13 protein-coding genes are annotated in these 19,125 nt (G+C 64.3%); 10 read left to right on the forward strand and 3 right to left on the reverse strand.

The window, feature by feature from the left end; all coding sequences use genetic code 11:
* Positions 1–50: 50 nt before the first annotated feature.
* On the reverse strand, positions 51–407 hold the full coding sequence (locus tag Q0S71_RS20725) for an FKBP-type peptidyl-prolyl cis-trans isomerase (RefSeq protein WP_295999944.1): 357 nt from the start codon (positions 405–407) through the stop codon (positions 51–53).
* Positions 408–587: 180 nt separating this feature from the next.
* Between Q0S71_RS20725 and Q0S71_RS20730 the strand changes: the two genes are divergently transcribed.
* The 4 genes from Q0S71_RS20730 to Q0S71_RS20745 all read left to right on the forward strand — a co-directional run bounded on the left by Q0S71_RS20730 (position 588) and on the right by Q0S71_RS20745 (position 7,432).
* Positions 588–1,433, forward strand: a complete 846-nt coding sequence (locus Q0S71_RS20730) for an EI24 domain-containing protein (RefSeq protein ID WP_295999954.1) — start codon at positions 588–590, stop codon at positions 1,431–1,433.
* A gap of 15 nt (positions 1,434–1,448) precedes the next feature.
* Entirely contained in the window at positions 1,449–2,234 is a 786-nt protein-coding gene (locus Q0S71_RS20735) for a molybdopterin-binding protein (RefSeq protein ID WP_295999945.1), read from the forward strand.
* Between the two features lie 534 nt (positions 2,235–2,768).
* On the forward strand, positions 2,769–5,861 hold the full coding sequence (locus tag Q0S71_RS20740) for a transglycosylase domain-containing protein (protein ID WP_295999955.1): 3,093 nt from the start codon (positions 2,769–2,771) through the stop codon (positions 5,859–5,861).
* 197 nt (positions 5,862–6,058) lie between these two features.
* A complete protein-coding gene (locus Q0S71_RS20745) occupies positions 6,059–7,432 on the forward strand; it encodes a TAXI family TRAP transporter solute-binding subunit (RefSeq protein WP_295999946.1) in 1,374 nt (457 codons plus the stop codon).
* A gap of 140 nt (positions 7,433–7,572) precedes the next feature.
* On the opposite strand, the gene Q0S71_RS20750 is transcribed toward Q0S71_RS20745, so the two are convergent.
* Positions 7,573–8,031 carry a rhodanese-like domain-containing protein gene (locus Q0S71_RS20750; protein ID WP_295999947.1) on the reverse strand — a complete coding sequence of 153 codons (459 nt, stop codon included), beginning with the start codon at positions 8,029–8,031 and terminating at the stop codon, positions 7,573–7,575.
* Positions 8,032–8,386: 355 nt separating this feature from the next.
* Here Q0S71_RS20750 and glnA point away from each other — a divergent pair, with 355 nt between their 5' ends.
* The 6 genes from glnA to Q0S71_RS20780 all read left to right on the forward strand — a co-directional run bounded on the left by glnA (position 8,387) and on the right by Q0S71_RS20780 (position 17,589).
* Entirely contained in the window at positions 8,387–9,802 is a 1,416-nt protein-coding gene (gene glnA / locus Q0S71_RS20755; protein WP_295999948.1) for a type I glutamate--ammonia ligase, read from the forward strand.
* A gap of 140 nt (positions 9,803–9,942) precedes the next feature.
* Positions 9,943–10,443: a DUF4124 domain-containing protein gene (locus Q0S71_RS20760; protein WP_295999949.1), complete on the forward strand. Its 501-nt coding sequence runs from the start codon at positions 9,943–9,945 to the stop codon at positions 10,441–10,443.
* Between the two features lie 72 nt (positions 10,444–10,515).
* Positions 10,516–11,616, forward strand: coding sequence for a nitrogen regulation protein NR(II) (glnL, locus tag Q0S71_RS20765; RefSeq protein ID WP_295999956.1), 1,101 nt, complete (start codon positions 10,516–10,518; stop codon positions 11,614–11,616).
* Between the two features lie 67 nt (positions 11,617–11,683).
* The gene (ntrC, locus tag Q0S71_RS20770; protein ID WP_295999950.1) at positions 11,684–13,171 is read left to right on the forward strand and encodes a nitrogen regulation protein NR(I); all 1,488 of its coding nucleotides are present in this window, start codon (positions 11,684–11,686) and stop codon (positions 13,169–13,171) included.
* 92 nt (positions 13,172–13,263) lie between these two features.
* Positions 13,264–14,229: a magnesium/cobalt transporter CorA gene (gene corA / locus Q0S71_RS20775; protein ID WP_295999951.1), complete on the forward strand. Its 966-nt coding sequence runs from the start codon at positions 13,264–13,266 to the stop codon at positions 14,227–14,229.
* Between the two features lie 414 nt (positions 14,230–14,643).
* The gene (locus Q0S71_RS20780; protein ID WP_295999952.1) at positions 14,644–17,589 is read left to right on the forward strand and encodes a TonB-dependent receptor; all 2,946 of its coding nucleotides are present in this window, start codon (positions 14,644–14,646) and stop codon (positions 17,587–17,589) included.
* A 190-nt stretch (positions 17,590–17,779) separates the two neighbouring features.
* Here the strand turns inward: Q0S71_RS20780 and Q0S71_RS20785 are convergent.
* A partial coding sequence (locus Q0S71_RS20785) for an NAD(P)/FAD-dependent oxidoreductase (RefSeq protein ID WP_295999953.1) occupies positions 17,780–19,125 on the reverse strand: 1,346 nt, incomplete at its 5' end.

Here is a 19,125-nt window from a genome sequence, read left to right on the forward strand (position 1 = left end):
CCAGCAGCGTCGCCGCCGCGCACCACGCCAAAGCGGCCCGGACCATGGTCTTAAACGCCCAGCAGTTCGACGTCGAAGATCAGCGTCGCGTTCGGTGGAATCGCGCCGCCGGCGCCGCGCGAACCGTAGCCCAGTTCCGACGGGATAATCAGCTGGCGGGTGCCGCCGATCTGCATGCCTTGCACGCCTTCGTCCCAGCCGCGGATGACCATGCCGGCGCCGAGGGCGAATTCGAAGGGGTCGTTGCGGTCCTTGCTCGAATCGAATTTCGCGCCCTTGCTGCCGTCGTCGTTGCGCAGCCAGCCGGTGTAGTGGACGGTGACGTTCTGGCCGGCTTTGGCGACTTCGCCTTCGCCGACGACTGCGTCGATATATTGCAGGCCGGATTCGGTGGTGATGGTGGTCATGATGTTCCTTTGAGGACGGGATGGCTGAATCCTGAATTGTAGAGCAAGCCGTGGCAAAGCGCCATTGACGGCCGGTTTGCCCTTAGAATGGGCGGCGCGCGGTGCGCGGGCCAGAACGAGTGCGATAGCGACGATGACGACGATGACGACGATGACGACGATACGGAAAAAACTGAACTGATGGGCGCGCTGATCCATGCTTACGGCCGCGCCGTGCTGTCCCAGCTGCACGGCAAGATGCTGTTGCTGAGCGTGCTGCCCTTCCTGCTGTCGGTGGCGCTGTGGGCCGGCCTGCTGTATCTCGGCTTGCAAGCGCTGATCGACGCCGTACAGGCGCAGTTCGTGCAGCACGACGCCTTCCGGGCCAGCAGCAGCCTGTTGACCTCGCTCGGCCTGGGCATGTTCAAGACCGTCGTCGTGCCGCTGATCGCCATGCTGTTGCTGCTGCCCTTGATGATATTGACGGCGCTGATCTTCATCGGCGTGGCCGCCATGCCGGTCATCGTGCGCCACGTCGGCCGCCGCCATTACCGGCAGCTGGAACAGAAGCGCGGCGGCAGCGTGCTCGGCAGCGTAGGCACGGCGCTGGCCGCCTTTGCGGTCTTCGCCCTGGCCTGGCTGGCGACGCTGCAGCTGTACGTCTTTCCGCCGGCGGCGTTGGTGGCGCAGGTGCTGCTGTGGGGCTGGCTGACTTGCCGCGTGATGAGCTACGATGCGCTGGCCGCCTACGCCAGCGTCGACGAGCGTGTCGAGCTGCGCCGGCGCCACCGCTGGCCGCTGCTGGCCATCGGCGTCGTCTCCGGCGCGGCCGGCGCGATACCCGGCGCGCTGTGGCTGGGCGGCACCGTGCTGTCGGTGGTGTTCTTCCCCTTCCTGGCGGCGGCCTCGATCTGGCTGTATGTGCTGATATTTATCTTCACCGGCTTGTGGTTTGAGTATTATTGTCTGGCGGCGCTGGCGCGGCTGCGCGCCGAATCCGAAGCCGACGCCGACGCCAGCGCTTTCCTGACGCAGACTGATATATAGACATAGAGACCAGCCATGACCATCGGACTCATCATCATCGGCGACGAAATCCTGTCGGGCCGACGCACCGACCAGCACTTTCCGAAAGTGGTGCAACTGCTGGCCGCGCGCGGCTTGCAGCTGGGCTGGGCTGAAGTGCTGGGCGACGATCCGGCCCGCATCACGGCCACGCTCCGGCGCACCTTCGGCGGCGACGACATCGTGTTCTGCTGCGGCGGCATCGGCGCCACGCCGGACGACCACACGCGCCAGGCGGCGGCCGACGCGCTGGGCCTGCCGCTGGTCCTGCACCCGCAGGGCAAACACAACATCGAGCAGCGCATTCTGCAAATGGGCCGCGAAGCGGGCCAGGAAGCCGACTTGACGTCGGCCGAAAACCTGCACCGCCTCAAGATGGCGGAGTTCGCCGAAGGGGCGGCGCTGATCCCCAACCCCTACAACAACATCGCCGGCTTCGCGCTGCGCCGGCATTACTTCGTGCCCGGTTTTCCGGTGATGGCGTGGCCGATGATCGAATGGGCGCTCGACACCCATTACGCCGACCTGTTCAACCGCGAGCCGCGCGTCGAGCAGGCCGTGCTCGTTTATGAGACGGCGGAGTCGGCGATCACGCCGCTGATGGTGGCGATCGAGGCGCGCTTCCCGCGCGTGAAAGTGTTCAGCCTGCCGAGCGTGGGCGACGCCCACACGCGTCGCCACATCGAGCTGGGCGTCAAGGGCGAGCCGCGGCAGACGGCCCAGGCTTACGCCCACATGTGCGCCGAACTTCAGCGTTTGAATGTAGAGTATCTGGCCTTTTAAGCGGGCGCGGCATGGGCTGTGGCGGCACGGGCGGCGTTCCATCGCGCGGTGGAATGCCGTTGTTTTTTTGCGAAAAAGGGCCGCCCGGCAAATTTTTTCTGCGTGGTGTCCCGTCGCCGCGCTGCCGTTGTGGTGGAATGGATGGCAGGCCGGTATGCGTTGGACGGCGCGGTGAACGGTGAGCGGTGAACGGCAGGGCGGCGGTAAAGATCACGACGGCACTCACTCCAGATCGTATCGCGTGCGGGCCTTTCGTACTCGGCGGGTGGCAGTCAGTTTGACAAGCAACGATGTAGTTTCAAGATCATGGGTTCAGGTATGTTAAGCAATCGACGTTTCCGCCGGCCCCGTATTGTTGTGCGCGCGGTGCGCAAATTGCGCGCCAGCGCCGCCGCCATGGGCTACGGCCGTGGCCGCCATCTGCGCGCCGTGCCGCCGCTGGCCAGGGATGAAGTCCACCTGGCGCACGCCCAGCCGGCCGCGCCGCCGCCGTCCGAGCCCACCCCCAGCAAGCGCACCCGCAACGCCTTCATCATGGTGCTGCTGGTGGCCCTGTCGCTGCTGGTCTGGTGGGGCGCGCACGAGGTGCAGACGTCGAACCTGCAGGCGCGCTACTTCTCCGGCCTGGTCGGCAAGCTCAGTTATAAAGTCGAGCCGGGACCGAGTTCGGCCATCCGCTTCCCGAAGGACAGCCCCTACGACGAGCGCCTGGGCTACGCCAGCCTGCCCGATTATCTGGGCAAGCTCAAGGCCAAGGATTACACGGTGAGCGCGCAGGCGCGCTTCTCGCCCAAGATGGTCGAGCTGGCCGACATGGGCGTGTTCGCGACCTACCGCGAAAAGACCAAGACCGGCTTGCAGATCAGCGATTGCCGCGCCGAGCCGCTGTTCGCGGCCAGCTACCCGGAGCGCGTCTACGGCCGCTTCGGCGAGGTGCCGGCGCTGCTGGTGAGCAGCCTGCTGTTCATCGAAAACCGCGAGCTGCTCGACAACCGCCATCCCAAGCGCAATCCGGCCGTCGAGTGGGACCGGCTCAGCAAGGCGATCCTGGAAAAAACCGTCAGCACCGTCAGCGGCGGCCACCGCCCGGCCGGCGGCAGCACGCTGGCCACGCAGATCGAAAAATACCGCCACTCGCCGGAAGGCCGCACCAGCTCGCTCAAGGATAAATTGCAGCAGATGATCTCGGCCACCCTGCGCGCCTATCAGCAGGGCGAGGACACCTCGGCCGTGCGGCATCAGATCGTCGTCGACTACCTGAACACGGTGCCGCTGTCGGCCAAGACCGGTTACGGCGAAGTGAACGGCGTCGGCGACGGCATGTGGGTGTGGTACGGCCGCGATTTCGCCGAGGTCAACCGCCTGCTGGGCGGCAAGCTCGACCAGCCCGACAGCGCGCTGGCCTTCAAGGAGGCGCTCAGCCTGATGATCGCGCAGCGCCGCCCCACCTATTATCTGGGCGACGGCGAGGCCGACCTCGAAACGCTGGCCAACTCCCATCTGCGCCTGCTGGCCCAGGCCGGCGTGATCCCGCCGGCCCTGCGCGACGCGGCGCTGGCCGTCAAGCTGCATCCGGCCCTGGGCACCGGCGTGCCGCCGACGCCGGTCCAGACCTTCGTCACGCGCAAGGCCTCGAACGCGGTGCGGGTCCACCTGGCCAGCCTGCTGGGCGATAATCGTTTATATAATTTAGATCGTTTGGACTTGAGCGTCGTCAGCACGCTGGACGCGCAAGCCCAGCGCGCCGTCACGCAAGTGCTGCGCGACCTGCGCGACCCCGACATGGCCAAGGCCGCCGGCCTGACCGGCAAGGGCATGCTGGGCAACGGCGACCCCTCGCGCGTGGTCTACAGCTTCACTTTGCTGGAAAAGGGCAAGGAGTCGAACTACCTGCGCCTGCAAACCGATAATTTCGACCAGCCGCTCGACATCAACGAGGGCGCCAAGCTCGACCTCGGCTCGACCGCCAAGCTGCGCACGCTGGTCACCTACCTCGACATCGTCGACCAGCTGCACACCAAGTACGGTGCCATGGACAAGGGAGAGCTGGGCCAGGTCGTGGTCGATCCGCAAGACCACATTTCACAGTGGGCCATTGAATACTTCAAGGCGCTGCCGGTGGGCCGGGGCCGCGAGCTCAAGCCCATGCTGGACGCGGCCATGGAGCGCAAGTATTCGGGCAATCCGGGCGAGGGCTTCTTCACCGGCGGCGGCCTGCACCACTTCGGCAATTTCTCCAAGGACGACAACGGCAAAATCCTCACCGTGACCGAGGCGCTGCGCCACTCGACCAATCTGGTGTTCGTGCGCCTGATGCGCGACGTCGCCAAGTTCTACATGTTCCAGTCGCCGGGCTCGTCGGCCTCGTTGCTGGCCGACGCCGACGACCCGCGCCGCGCCCAGTACCTGGCCCGCTTCGCCGACAAGGAGGGGCGCGAATTCCTCAACCGCTTCTACGCCAAGTACAAGGGCAAGGACTGGGACGAGCAGCAAAAGACGCTGCTGGCCAATGTCCGTTCGACGCCGGTGCGCCTGGCCGTCATCTACCGCACCCTGTATCCGGAAGGGACGCTGGAGCAGTTCGGCGCCTTCCTGCAAGCGTATCTGCCGTCGCAGAACGAGGTCGAACCGGAACGCGTCGAGAAGCTGTATGGCCAGTACGGCATCGAGCAGTGGTCGCTGGCCGATCGCGGCTACCTGGCCAGCATCCACCCGCTGGAACTGTGGATGGTGGCCTACCTGCGCGCGCACAAGGACGCCACGCTGTCGCAGATGACGGCGGCCAGCGACAAGCAGCGCCAGGAAGTGTACCAGTGGCTGTTCAAGACCCACCGCAAGCACGCGCAGGACAAGCGCATCGTCGGCCTGCTGGAGGTGGAGGGCTTCATGGAAATCCACAAGCAGTGGAAGAAGATGGGCTATCCCTTCGATTCGCTGGTGCCGTCGTACGCGACGACGCTGGGGGCGTCGGCCGACCGTCCGGCCGCGCTGGCCGAGCTGATGGGCATCATCGTCAACGGCGGCGTGCGCAAGCCGAGCGAGCGCATCGCCTCGCTGCACTTCGCCGCCGGCACGCCCTACGACACCATGGTCACGCGCGCGCCCGTCATCAACAGCGAGCAGGTCATCGCGCCGGAAGTGGCGCGCACGGTGGCCGACGCGATCCGCGGCGTGGTGTCGGACGGCACGGCCAAGCGCGCCCGCATGGCCTTCGTGCAGTCGGACGGCACCGTCATACCGGTCGGCGGCAAGACCGGCACCGGCGACCAGCGCTTCGACATCTTCGCCGCCGGCGGCCGGCTGATCGAGTCGCGCTATGTGAACCGCTCGGCCACCTTCGTGTTCAACATCGGCGAGCGCTTCTTCGGCAGCATGACGGCCTATGTGCGCGGGCCGGAATCGAAGAACTACGATTTCACCAGCGCGCTGCCGGTGCAGCTGCTGGTGGTGCTGGCGCCCAGCCTGATGCCGCTGATCGAACCGAACGCGCCGCATCCGGCGCCGGCGGCCGGCAAGCCGCTGCTGGTCGACAGCGTCAGCCAGGCCGGCGATGGCGTGGTCGCGGCCAAGGCGGTCGGCGCCGCCCGCCCGGCGGCGGTGGCGGCGCTGCGCGCCTGCGGTAGCTGAGCGGCGGTCCCGGAATCGGGGTCGGACCGCGCCGGGGTGGCGCTGGCCACGGCCGCCGCGCTGTGGCGGGGGGCTGACCCCGGCCTTGACTCCGAAGTCACGCCGCCGTCGCTCGACGTCACGCCGCCGTCGCGCCGCGCTTGCATAGTTGTCCATTTGTTGGCATCGTACGGGCCATGAAACCTATGCGCCACTCCATGTCCAAATTTTTGCAGCTGAGCCGCTTCAGCCGCTTTTCCTTCCGCGACCTGATCGTCACCGCCGGCCCCACGCTGCTGGCGCTGGTGGCCGTCTGCGCCATCGCCTATGTGGTCGTCGACCCGACGCCCCCGCGCCACGTGACCTTGTCGACCGGCCAGGAAAACAGCGCCTACGAAGAATTCGGCAAGCAGTACGCGGCCGCGCTGGCCAAGCACGGCATCCAGGTGACGCTGAAACCGTCGGCCGGCTCGGGCGAGAATCTGCACCGGCTCAAGCACGGCGAAGTCGACATGGCGTTCGTGCAGAGCGGTTCGACCGACGAGGCCAAGGCCGAGCGCGAAGGCCTGGTGTCGCTGGGCAGCCTGTTCACCGAGCCGGTGTGGCTGTTCCTGCGCGAGACCAAGGCCCATCCGATCACGCAGCTGTCGCAGCTCAAGGGCATGAAAATCAACGTCGGCCCCAGGGGCGCGGGCGCGCCTCGGCTGTTCAAGCAGGTGCTGGCGCTGAACGGCGTCGAGCCGGCCGACCTGACGCTGGGCGCGCTGGCCAACACGCCGGCCACGGTCGAGCTGCTGGAAGGGCGCATCGACGGCCTCGTCTTCACGTCGGCGCCGGAAGCGCCGCTGATCCAGATGCTGCTGCAAACGCCGGGCATCAAGCTGTTCGACTTCATCCAGGCCGAGGCCTACGCGCGCAAGCTGCCGTTTTTGACGCACGTGGTGCTGCCGCAGGGGATCGTCGACCTGGGCCGCAACATCCCCGACGTCGATTACAACCTGATCGCGCCGACCGCCACCCTGGTCGCGCGCGCCGACCTCCATCCGTCGCTGATCGACTTGTTCGTGCAGGCGGCCAGCACCATACACGGCGGCGCCGGCTGGTTCCAGCAGCAGGGCCAGTTCCCGTCGGCGCGCTACACCGAGATACCGGTGGCGGCCGAGGCGGCCAAGTTTTACAAGGATGGTCCGCCCTTGTTGCAGCGTTATATAGGCAGCTTCTGGCTGGCCAATTTCTTCGACCGCATGTGGGTGCTGGTGGTGGCGTTCGGCGCGCTGCTGCTGCCGCTGTCGAAAGTGGTGCCGCCGCTGTATGTGTGGCGTATCCGCTCGCGCGTGTACCGCTGGTACGGCCAGCTGCGCACGGTCGAGCAGGCGCTGGAGGATGTGCCGGACGCGCGCCGCGCCGAGATTTACGCGGCGCAGCTGCGGCGGCTCGATGAAATCGAGGAACTGGTCAACCAGGTGTCGGTGCCGCTGTCGTTCGCGGACGGGCTGTACGGCTTGCGCAGCCATATCAACTTCGTGCGGCAGCGCGTGCTCGGACTGATGGCCGACGGCGTGGCCGACGCTCCGCAGGCGCTGCCGGCGTAGCGGCGTAGCGGTATGGACGCGTATGGACGCGTATGGACCTAGGCGTGTGGATTGCGCGGTTTGAGCGCCGATGCGCACGCGGCCCGGCCATCGGGCTCTGACCCCGGTTTAGTTTGCGGCCCCCAACATCGGCCTCGCCGTCACGCCCCCAGCCACGGCAAGCCGGCCTTGCACCAGCCGCCGACCTGCTTGCGGTGGCCGTCCGCATCCTTGTCGCCCTCGAAACCGCCGAGGATGTCGTAGCAGTGCTGGTAGCCATGCTCGGTCGCCAGCTTGGCCGCGTGGCGCGAGCGCACGCCGGAGCGGCACAGGAACAGCAGCACCTGGTCCGGCCGCGCCGTCGCCTGCAGTTGCGTCATGAAGTCGGGATTGACGGCGCCGCCCGGATACGTGTTCCACTGCACCGCGCCATGCTGGGCCTCGGGGATGGCGACCCGGCCCACCCAGTCACGCTCGGCGTTGGTGCGCACGTCGATCAACAGCACGCCGGCGTCCAGCCCGATCAGCTCATGGGCTTCCTGCGGCGTGACGGCGCCGGCGTAGGGCCAGCCTTGGTTGCGGCCTCGGGCCGCGGTCAATAGTTCATCGCGCGTGTTCATATCGCTCCCGGAAAGATTCACGTTTATTATAGATGGGCACGATGTCGATGCGCGGCGCGCACCAATACCATGCAAATTTTCCACTTTGAAAGAAAATGCACAAAATCAGTGCGAATTTGATTGATTGCACCGTTGTTGTGCGGTATTAATCTTGTGTACATAAAGCCAATTAGGCCACGCTGTCGATTTTAGAATCTTTTGTCTGCATGATGCTAGCGCGTTGTTGTCGCGGCGCGCAAGTTTAGGCTGGCACAGATTCTGCTTATTTTTGTTACGAGCTCAGGTCGTTTCTGGTGCGGTGTGCACCACCATCCGTCGCCGTCCGGCCTACCCACACATTTCTTAGGAGAAACGCATGGCAATGACAGCCGCAGAAGTATTGAAGATGGTCAAGGACAACGAAGTCAAATTCGTTGATTTCCGTTTTGCCGACACCCGTGGTAAAGAACAGCACGTCACCGTGCCGGTGTCGCACTTCGACATCGACAAATTCGAGTCCGGCCACGCGTTCGACGGCTCCTCGATCGCCGGCTGGAAGGGTATCGAAGCGTCGGACATGATCTTGCTGCCGGACCCGAACACGGCCAATATCGATCCCTTCATGGAAGAAACGACGCTGTTCATGCAGTGCGACGTGATCGAGCCGTCCGACGGCAAGGGCTACGACCGCGACCCGCGCTCGATCGCCAAGCGCGCCGAAGCCTATCTGAAATCGTCGGGCATGGGCGACACCGCCTACTTCGGCCCGGAGCCGGAATTCTTCATCTTCGACAGCGTGCGCTGGAGAATCGACATGTCGGGCTGCTTCGTCAAGATCGATTCCGACGAAGCGTCGTGGTCGACCGGCGAAAAGCTCGAAGGCGGCAACAGCGGCCACCGTCCTACCGTCAAGGGCGGCTATTTCCCGGTGCCGCCGGTCGACTCGTTCCAGGACATGCGTTCGGAAATGTGTCTGATCCTCGAATCGCTGGGCATCCCGGTCGAAGTGCACCACCACGAAGTGGCCGGCGCCGGCCAGAATGAAATCGGCACCAAGTTCTCGACCCTGGTCGAGCGCGCCGACTGGACCCAGAACCTGAAATACGTGGTCTGGAACGTGGCCCACAGCTACGGCAAGACCGCCACCTTCATGCCCAAGCCCATCGTCGGCGACAACGGTTCCGGCATGCACGTGCACCAGTCGATCTGGAAGGACGGCGTCAACCTGTTCGCCGGCGACGGCTATGCCGGCCTGTCGGACACGGCGCTGTACTACATCGGCGGCATCATCAAGCACGCCAAGGCCCTCAACGCCATCACCAATCCGGGCACCAACTCCTACAAGCGTCTGGTGCCGGGCTTCGAAGCGCCGGTCAAGCTGGCTTACTCGGCCCGCAACCGTTCGGCCTCGATCCGCATCCCGCACGTGGCCAATCCAAAAGGCCGCCGCATCGAAACCCGCTTCCCGGACCCGCTGGCCAACGTCTACCTGTGCTTCGCCGCGCTGCTGATGGCCGGCCTGGACGGCATCCAGAACAAGATCCATCCGGGCGAAGCCGCCTCGAAGGATCTCTACCATTTGCCGCCTGAGGAAGACGCGCTGATTCCGACCGTCTGCTCGTCGCTGGAAGAAGCTTTGGACAGCCTGAACAAGGACCGCGAGTTCCTGACCCGTGGCGGCGTCTTCAGCGATTCGATGATCGATGCCTACATCGAACTGAAAATGCAAGACGTGCAGCGCATGCGCATGACGACCCATCCGGTCGAGTTCGACATGTACTACTCGCTGTAAGCGGCGGCGCCGGTTCGCCGGCGCGGTGGCACCAGCATGGCGCGATATGGCGCTGGAACGCGAGGGGGCTCAGGCTTTCCTCGCGTTTTTCTTTGGATGTTGTATATTCGGGATGGACTGACGCTCTCGATGGATATTGAATGACAACTCGCTTCACACGATGCATGGCCGCGCTGGGACTGGCCACGGCGCTGGCGCTCGCCGCCCGGCCCGCCACGGCCCAGATTTACCTGTGCGTGGACGCCAACGGCCACAAGGAACTGACCGACACCAACAAGAACAATAATTGCAAGGCGCTCGATGTGCCGGGCGCGATTTCGGCGCCGGTGCGCAAGCCGCAGGCGGGACCGCGCGCCGCCGCCGCCGCACCGCCGCCGCCGGGCGACTTTCCGCGCGTCGACGGCGCCGAGCAGCGCGCCCGCGACAGCGACCGACGCGCCATCCTGACCGACGAGCTCAACGCCGAGCTGCAAAAGCTGGCCGACTTGCGCAAGGAATTCAACAACGGCGAGCCGGAGCGGCGCGGCGACGAGCGCAACTACGCCAAATACCAGGAGCGGCTGGCGCAGCTGCGCGTCGACATCAGCCGTTCGGAAAAGAATGTGGAAGCCCTCAAGCGCGAGATCGCCAATATCCGCTGATAGATTGCACGCTGCGCCGCCTGCGCACGCCAACGAACACCAGGGAGTGCCACCATGAGTTTAGTCACCAATATGACCAATATCGCCCGCGCGGCGGCCGCCATCGCGCGGCCGCAGGCGCTGGCCGGGCTGGACTTGCTGGCCTCGGCCGTCGTCCTGCTCGACGGCCAGGGCAAGATCACCTACGCCAACGCGGCGGCCGAAAACCTGCTGGAAAGCTCGCTCAAGGCGCTGTCGCGCCAAAAGCTGGCCGCGCAATTCCTCAATTCCGACGAGCTCGAGAACATCTGCGCCCAGGCCCGCGAGCACCGCTTCGCCGACCTGCGCCAGGACCTGACGCTCGAGCGCGCCGGCCGCGACCCGCTGCACGTGCACAGCATCGTGTCGGCGCTCGACGATCCGCACGACGGCTTGCTCATCGAGCTGCGCGAAAACCAGCAGCACATCAAGCTCGAGCGCGAGGAGCGCATCCTCGACCAGAGCCAGGTCAACAAGGAGCTGATCCGCAACCTGGCGCACGAGATCAAGAATCCGCTGGGCGGCATCCGCGGCGCGGCCCAGTTGCTGGAAATGGAGTTGCCGGCCCTGCACCTGGGCCAGTTGCGCGAATACACACAGGTCATCATCAAGGAGGCCGACCGCCTGCAAACGCTGGTCGACCGCCTGCTGGCGCCGCACCGCCGGCCGCACATCGTCGGCGACGTCAACATCCATGAGGTGTGCGAACGCGTGCGCAGCCTGATCCTGGCCGAATTCCCGGCCGGGCTGACCATCTTGCGCGATTACGACGCCTCCATCCCCGAGTTCCGGGGCGACAAGGAACAGCTGATCCAGACCGTGCTCAACATCGCGCACAACGCCGCCCAGGCGCTGTCGCAGCGCATCATCGCCGGCGACGCCCAGCTCACTTTCAAGACCCGCGTGGCGCGCCAGGTGACGCTGACCAAGGTCCGTTATGGCCTGGCATTAGACTTGCATATCATCGACAATGGACCGGGCATCTCGCCCCAGATCCGCGATCGCATTTTCTACCCGCTGGTGTCGGGGCGGGATGGTGGCAGCGGCCTGGGCCTGACCTTGGCGCAAACCTTCGTGCATCAGCACATGGGCGTCATCGAATGCGAGAGCCGGCCTGGATACACGGACTTCAGGATCTTGCTGCCATTGCCATAAGCGCTGGCCGCCGCTGCTGTCGCCGAGTCCCTTGATTGATGATCCATCCGCGGGATACACATAACACATGAAGCCAATCTGGATAGTTGACGACGACGAATCGATCCGCTGGGTACTGGAAAAAGCGCTGGCCCGTGAAAATCTGGCCACCAAAAGTTTTGCCAACGCGCGCGACGCCATCGCCGCGCTCGAATTCGAGACGCCGCAGGTGCTGGTGTCGGACATCCGCATGCCGGGCGATTCCGGCCTGGACTTGCTGCAACTGGTCAAGTCGCGCTTTCCGGGCTTGCCGGTCATTATCATCACGGCGTTTTCCGACCTCGACTCGGCCGTCGCCGCCTTCCAGGGCGGCGCCTTCGAATACCTGGCGAAACCGTTCGACATCGACAAGGCCGTCGAGCTGATCCGGCGCGCCCTCGACGAGAGCCTGCGCGAAACGAGCGTCGAGTCGGGCCCGTCGGAAACGCCGGAAATCCTCGGCCAGGCGCCGGCCATGCAGGAAGTGTTCCGCGCCATCGGCCGCCTGTCGCAGTCGAATGTGACGGTGCTCATCACCGGCGAGTCCGGCACCGGCAAGGAGTTGGTGGCGCGCGCGCTGCACAAGCACAGCCCGCGCGCGGCCCAGCCCTTCATCGCCCTCAACACGGCCGCCATCCCCAAGGATTTGCTGGAATCGGAATTGTTCGGCCACGAGCGCGGCGCTTTCACGGGCGCCCAGACCACGCGCCGCGGCCGCTTCGAGCAGGCCGAGAACGGCACCCTGTTCCTCGATGAAATCGGCGACATGCCCTTCGATTTGCAGACGCGGCTGCTGCGCGTGCTGTCCGACGGCCACTTCTACCGGGTCGGCGGCCACCAGCCGCTCAAGGCCAATGTGCGCGTCATCACGGCCACCCACCAGAACCTGGAACAGCGCGTGCGCGACGGCCTGTTCCGCGAAGACTTGTACCACCGCCTCAATGTGATCCGGCTGCGGCTGCCCAGTTTGAGGGAGCGGCGCGAGGATATCCCCATTTTGGTGCGCCATTTCCTGGTGCAGAGCGCCAAGCAGCTGGGTGTGGAAGCAAAGCGCATGAGCGACTCCACGCTGCAATTCCTCAGCGGCCTCGACTTGCCGGGCAATGTGCGGCAGCTGGAAAACCTGTGCAACTGGATCACGGTGATGGCGCCGGGGCAAACGGTGGAAGTGAAGGATTTGCCGCTGGAACTGACCCAGGGCCAGGGCCTGGACCAGCCCGGCCACGCGCCGCCGCCCGACAGCGGCGCCGGCGCCCATCACGGCACGGTGTCGCTGACGGCGGCGCCGGAAGCCGCCGCCGCCTCGCCGGACGGCTGGCTGGCGTTGCTGGAATTGCAGGCGGCCAGCATGCTCAGCAGCGGCCAGCAGGAAGTCATGGGCGTGCTCGGCCGCCAGTTCGAATCGGCCCTGATCCGCACCGCGCTCAAGCACACGCACGGCCGCAAGAACGACGCCGCCGTGCGTCTGGGCATAGGCCGCAACACCATCACGCGCAAGATCGCCGAACTGGGCATCGACGGCGCCAAGGACGACTAGGCCCGGGGGCGTCCACGGCGTCCGCGCCGGCGCGGGATCGGTTAAGCTCTTGGCTGACGAGGCCAAGAGCTTTTTTTTATGGTGAGACGAGTATGCTGATTAATTGCGTTGCGTATCAAGACGGCCGTAAGCTGGCCGACATTCCGGTGGAACAGATCAGCGATTATGTGGAGCGCCCCGAGTGCTTTGTGTGGGTCGCGCTGCGCGACGCCGAGCCCGACGAGCTGTCGGTGATGCAGAGCGAGTTCGGCCTGCACGAACTGGCCGTGGAAGACGCCCGCAGCGGCCACCAGCGGCCCAAGATCGAGGAATACGGCGATTCCCTGTTCGTCGTCGTGCAGACGGTGGAACTGGTGGACGGCAAGCTGACGCTGGGCGAGATCGACATCTTCGCCGGCCGCAACTATGTGCTGTCGGTGCGCAACCGCAGTTCCCAGGGCTTTCTCGGCGTGCGCGCGCGCGCCGAGCGCGAACCGAACCTGCTGAGCCAGGGGCCGGCCTTTGTGCTGTACGCCCTCATCGATGCCGTCGTCGACCGCTATTTTCCCGTGGTCGACGCCTTCGAGTCGGAACTGGAATTGATCGAGGAGCGCATCTTCATCCCCGGCTCGCAGCGCGCCAACATCGAGCGGCTGTACGAGCTCAAACGCAAGATCATGATATTGCGCCATGCCGTGGCGCCGTTGATGGAGGCGGTCGGTAAACTCTACGGCGGCCGCGTGCCCACGCTGTGCCGCGACACGCAAGAGTATTTCCGCGACGTCCACGACCATTTGTACCGCATCAACAGCACCATCGACACCATCCGCGACATGATCAGCACCGCCATCCAGGTCAATCTGTCGATGGTGGCCATCGATGAAAGCGAAGTGAACAAGCGCTTGGCGGCCTGGGCCGCGATCTTCGCCGTGGTGTCGGCCTTCGCCGGCATCTGGGGCATGAACTTCAAGGCCATGCCCGAACTGGAGTGGGCCTACGGCTACCCGGCGGCGCTGGGCGTGATGTTGGCTGTGTGCACTTATCTATACTACTTGTTCAAAAAATCGGGCTGGCTCTAGCCCTCGCTTCATCCCGGCGGCGCGATGGCGCCACCGCGCGGCCGTTCCGCGCCCCGCAAGCATCCCCGGCAGTGCCGGCATCGACGCCGATTTAACACGCCTTATTTAACCAAAAGTAGCTATCGCGCCGCTGCTTTCGCCCGCCGTCCATTTTCATGCCTCCCTTGTAACATACTGTGTGGACACACCCCGGAACCAGGAAACCTGTCACTCTTATGTCACATTTATGCAACAAAGAGTCATACTTAATTGACATGCAAGACCAATGAGTGATTCCATGTTGGATCAAACAATATTTTTAATAATATGTTTGACAGCTTTGCTTAAGAGGCAATAAAAATGTTGTCTTTGAGATTAAAGACGGCGATTAACATTCAATAATCAGAGGTCATAATGATTGCAAAAGAAACAGTCTTGTCTCGCTCATTGCGCCTGATGTTCTCGGGTAGCGTTGCAGTAGGCTTCGGCTTGATGTCGCATACCGCGCTGGCGCAGCAAGCCGGCGACCAGGATGCCGCCGCGCCTATCCAGCGCGTCGAAATCACCGGTTCGTCGATCAAGCGCATCAACAAGGAAGGCGCGCTGCCAGTGCAGGTACTGACCCAGGAAGATATCAAGCGCACCGGCGCCACCTCGGTCACCGACCTGTTGCAGAACATGCCTGCGATGCAAGGTTTCGTGCCGGCCGCCAGCTCCATCAACACCGGCGGCGGCGGCTCGACCACGGCCGCGCTGCACTCGCTGCAATCGAAATACACGCTGGTGCTGCTGGACGGCCAGCGCATGGCGCCTATTCAGCAGGGTAACGCCCAGGGCGGCGGCTTCGCCGTCAACCTGGAAAGCATCCCGCTCGACGCCATCGAACGCGTTGAAATCCTGACCGACGGCGCTTCGGCCCTGTACGGCTCCGACGCCATCGCCGGCGTGGTCAACTTCATCACGAAGAAAAACAAGACCGACACCAGCGTCTTCTTCAACAATCAGACCCCGCAGCACCCTGGTGGCCGCGCCTACAGCGCCGGCATCAGCAAGGGCTGGGGCAATCTGGACACCGACGGTTACAACGTCCTGGCGTCGTACAGCCACGACTTCCAGCACGCCATCCAGGCCACGGACCGCGATTTCTCCCGTGCCGGCGGTTACATTCCGTTCAGCTACAAGGGCCAGAAATACGTTCAGATCGCCACCAGCGCGAACAATGAACCAGGCAACCTGAGCATCCCTGCCATTCCGCACGGCGCCTCGCAAGACACGGCGCCGACGGTGTATCAGTTCAGCCCTTACTACAATGCGCACGGCAACTGCGGCAACGGTTACTCGCAGTTCCTGGCCTTCCCGGCCTCGGACGGCGTCGCCGCCGGCGGCAATTGCAACTTCAACTTCGCCGCCTTCGTGCAGGACAACCCTTCGACCAGCCGCGACAGTGGTTTGCTCAAAGGCACCTTCAAGATCAATGCCGACACGACGGCCTGGGCCGAACTGGTCCTGTCCGACACCGACGTCGTCGCCCAGTTCGCGCCGCCGGCTCAGCCGCTCGGCATCGGCCCGACGCAGTACGCCAACCTGTACAACAAGTACATCCAGCCCTTCCTGACCGCGAACAATCTGGACCTGTCCAACCCCGGCGGTTCCCGTGGCCCGATCAAGATGAGCTATCGTCCGATCGCCTCCGGCGGCCGCGCGGATGACTTCGACACCTTCGCCCGTCACTTCTCGACCGGTATCGACGGCCAGTTCGGCGGTTGGAGCTACAACGCCCGCCTGACCCTGTCGCACAGCCAGCTGAAAGACATCTCGGCCGGCGGTTACCTCGATTCCGACAAGTTCAACGCGCTGGTTTCGGCCGGCACCGTCGATCCACTGGGCGGTTCGAGCGGCGACCTGCTCAAGCCGACGCTGCTCAACGGCACCACGTTCTCGACCACCGAGTCGGACATGGACACGCTGCACTTCGGCGGCCAGCATGACACCTTCACCCTGCCAGGCGGCACGTCCATCCTGTCGGTCGGTGCGGATTACTCCTACCAGCACTACAAGATCGGCTACAACGACCTGATCGCGTCGCAAAACGGCTTCCAGGGCCAGCCTGCTTCGGGCGACTTCCCTATCGGCGGCGCCTACGGTTCCGTGCCTTCCGACACCAGCCGTAAAAACGGCGGCGTGTACGGCGAGTGGCTGTTCCCTGTCATCAAGTCGCTGGAAGTGACGGCCTCCGGCCGCTACGACAGCTACGGCCGCGCGCACAGCAACGACATCTTCGCGACCGTGCCCGACGCCAGCGGCTTGATTCCTAAGCTGCCGAACGGTTCCATCGGCGAAAGTTCGCATGGCACCACGTACAAAGTGAGCTTCCGCTGGAATCCGCATGAAGACCTGCTGTTCCGCGGCGCCTACGGCACCGGCTTCAAAGCGCCAGCTCTGACCGACCTGGCTGGTCCTCTGGCCTACGCCGGCAGCTCCGGCAGCTTCGCTTGCCCGTTCCCTGGCCTGGCCACGTGCGGCGCCGGCAGTTCGCAGTATGATCTGGTCGCCGGCGGTAACGGCACCACCGGCGCCACCGCGCTGAAACCCGAGAAATCGAAGCAGTGGACGGTCGGCTTCGTGGTCGATCCAGTCAAGGGCCTGACGCTGGGCGCCGACCTGTGGTCCGTCACCATCCGCAACCAGGTGCTCTCGAGTGGTATCGCCCAGGCCGAGGCCTTCGATCATCCACAGAAGTATTCCTTCCTGTTCTTGACCAACTACCCCGACCCGGCTGGTTTCAACACCATCGCGCTGGAGCAAACGCCTTTGAACGGCGGCGTTGCGCACTACAAGGGCGTGGACTGGGATAACAGCTATCGCACCAACTTGCCTATCGGTAAGCTGAACGTGGCATGGACCGGTACCTGGATATGGAAGCAGGACTACACCACCTCGCCAGGCGGCGATGTCTTCACCGACTTGGCCAAGTTCGGCGAAGACCAGGCTGTCGTGTTCCGTACCCAGATGCGCCTGAGCACCACGCTGCAAACCGGTAAGTTCACCAACACCATCGCTGCCAACTACAAGTCCGGCTACAAGGATCAATCGTTCTCCGCTGGCGAAGGCATCTATCCGGTGCTGGCCAATGGCACGGTTGCCGCGTCGGACGTCGACTTCGCCGGCCTCGATGTTCCTTCGTACACCACGTGGGATTGGCAAGGCAAGTATGACTACAGCAAGGCTCTGAGCTTTACTGCAGGCATCCACAACTTCACCGACAAAAAACCACCTCTGACCCTGCAAGCTCAGGTCGCTGGTAACTCGGCTGGTTACGATCCACGTTATGCCGACGTGATCGGCCGTGCGTTCTACGTGCGCGGTAGCTACAACTTCTAAGCAGTGCCGATGGCGGCGCCGGTCTGACCAGCGCCGCCACAGCACCTAGTGAAAGCCGTCCAGATTCGTCTGGGCGGCTTTTTTTATGGGCGCGGCGTGGCGAAAACGCGGGGCGAAAACGCGGAGCGAAAAAACGGGCAAAAAAATCCGCCCGGATGCGACCGGACGGATGGCGCGGCGCGCTGCGGGCTTATTCGGCCATGGACAGCGCCACCGCCTCGGCCACTTTGATGCCGTCCACGCCGGCCGACAAAATGCCGCCGGCGTATCCGGCGCCTTCGCCGGCCGGGAACAGGCCGCGCGTGTTCAGGCTTTGCAGCGTATCGTCGCGGCGCTTGATGCGGATGGGTGACGAGGTGCGCGTTTCGATACCGGTCAGCACGGCGTCGGCCTTGAAATAGCCTTTGATCTGCTTGTCGAAGGCGGGGAAGGCTTCGCGCAAGGCCGTCACGGCGTAGTCCGGCAAGGCTTGCGCCAAATCGGTCAGGTGTACGCCCGGCTTGTAGGACGGCACGACGGCGCCGAACTCGGTCGAGGCGCGGCCGGCGACGAAATCGCCCATCAGCTGGCCCGGCGCGCTGTAGTTGGCGCCGCCCAGTTCGTAGGCGCGCTCCTCGAGCCGGCGCTGGAAGTCGATGCCGGCCAGAGGATGGCCCGGATAATCGGCCGGCGTGATGCCGACGACGATGGCGCTGTTGGCGTTGCGTTCATTGCGGGAATACTGGCTCATGCCGTTGGTGACGACACGGCCGGGCTCGGACGCGGCCGCCACCACGGTGCCGCCCGGGCACATGCAGAAGCTGTAGACGTCGCGGCCGTTCGAGGCGTGGTGCACCAGCTTGTAGTCGGCCGCGCCCAGGATCGGGTGGCCGGCGCTCGGGCCGAAGCGGCAATTGTCGATCAGCGATTGCGGATGTTCGATCCGGAAACCGAGCGAGAACGGCTTGGCTTCAAGATAAACGCCGCGTGCATGCAGCATTTCGAAGGTATCGCGCGCGCTGTGACCGATGGCGAGGACCACGTGATCGCTGGCGAGGCGCCTGCCATCCTGCAACACCACGCCACGAATCTTGCCGGCATCAATGTCGAAATCCTCGACCCTGGTTTCGAAACGAAATTCGCCACCCAATTCTTCGATCGATGCCCGCATCTTTTCCACCATCTGTACCAGGCGGAAGGTACCGATATGCGGCTTGCTCACATACATAATCTCTTCCGGCGCATTCGCCTTGACGAATTCCATCAACACCTTGCGGCCGTAATGCTTGGGGTCCTTAATCTGGCTCCATAGTTTGCCGTCGGAAAACGTACCGGCACCGCCCTCGCCAAATTGCACGTTCGACTCGGGATGCAACTCGCGCTTGCGCCACAGCCCGAAAGTATCCTTGGTCCGTTCCCGTACCGACTTGCCGCGCTCCAGGATAATCGGCCGAAATCCCATCTGCGCCAGAATCAGTCCCGCGAATATGCCGCAGGGACCGGTGCCAATCACGATTGGTCGCGTCGTCAGGCCGGCCGGTGCGTGCGCCACGAACT

Origin of the sequence: Rugamonas sp. (assembly GCF_025354735.1) — a bacterium.
Taxonomy (GTDB): domain Bacteria; phylum Pseudomonadota; class Gammaproteobacteria; order Burkholderiales; family Burkholderiaceae_D; genus Rugamonas.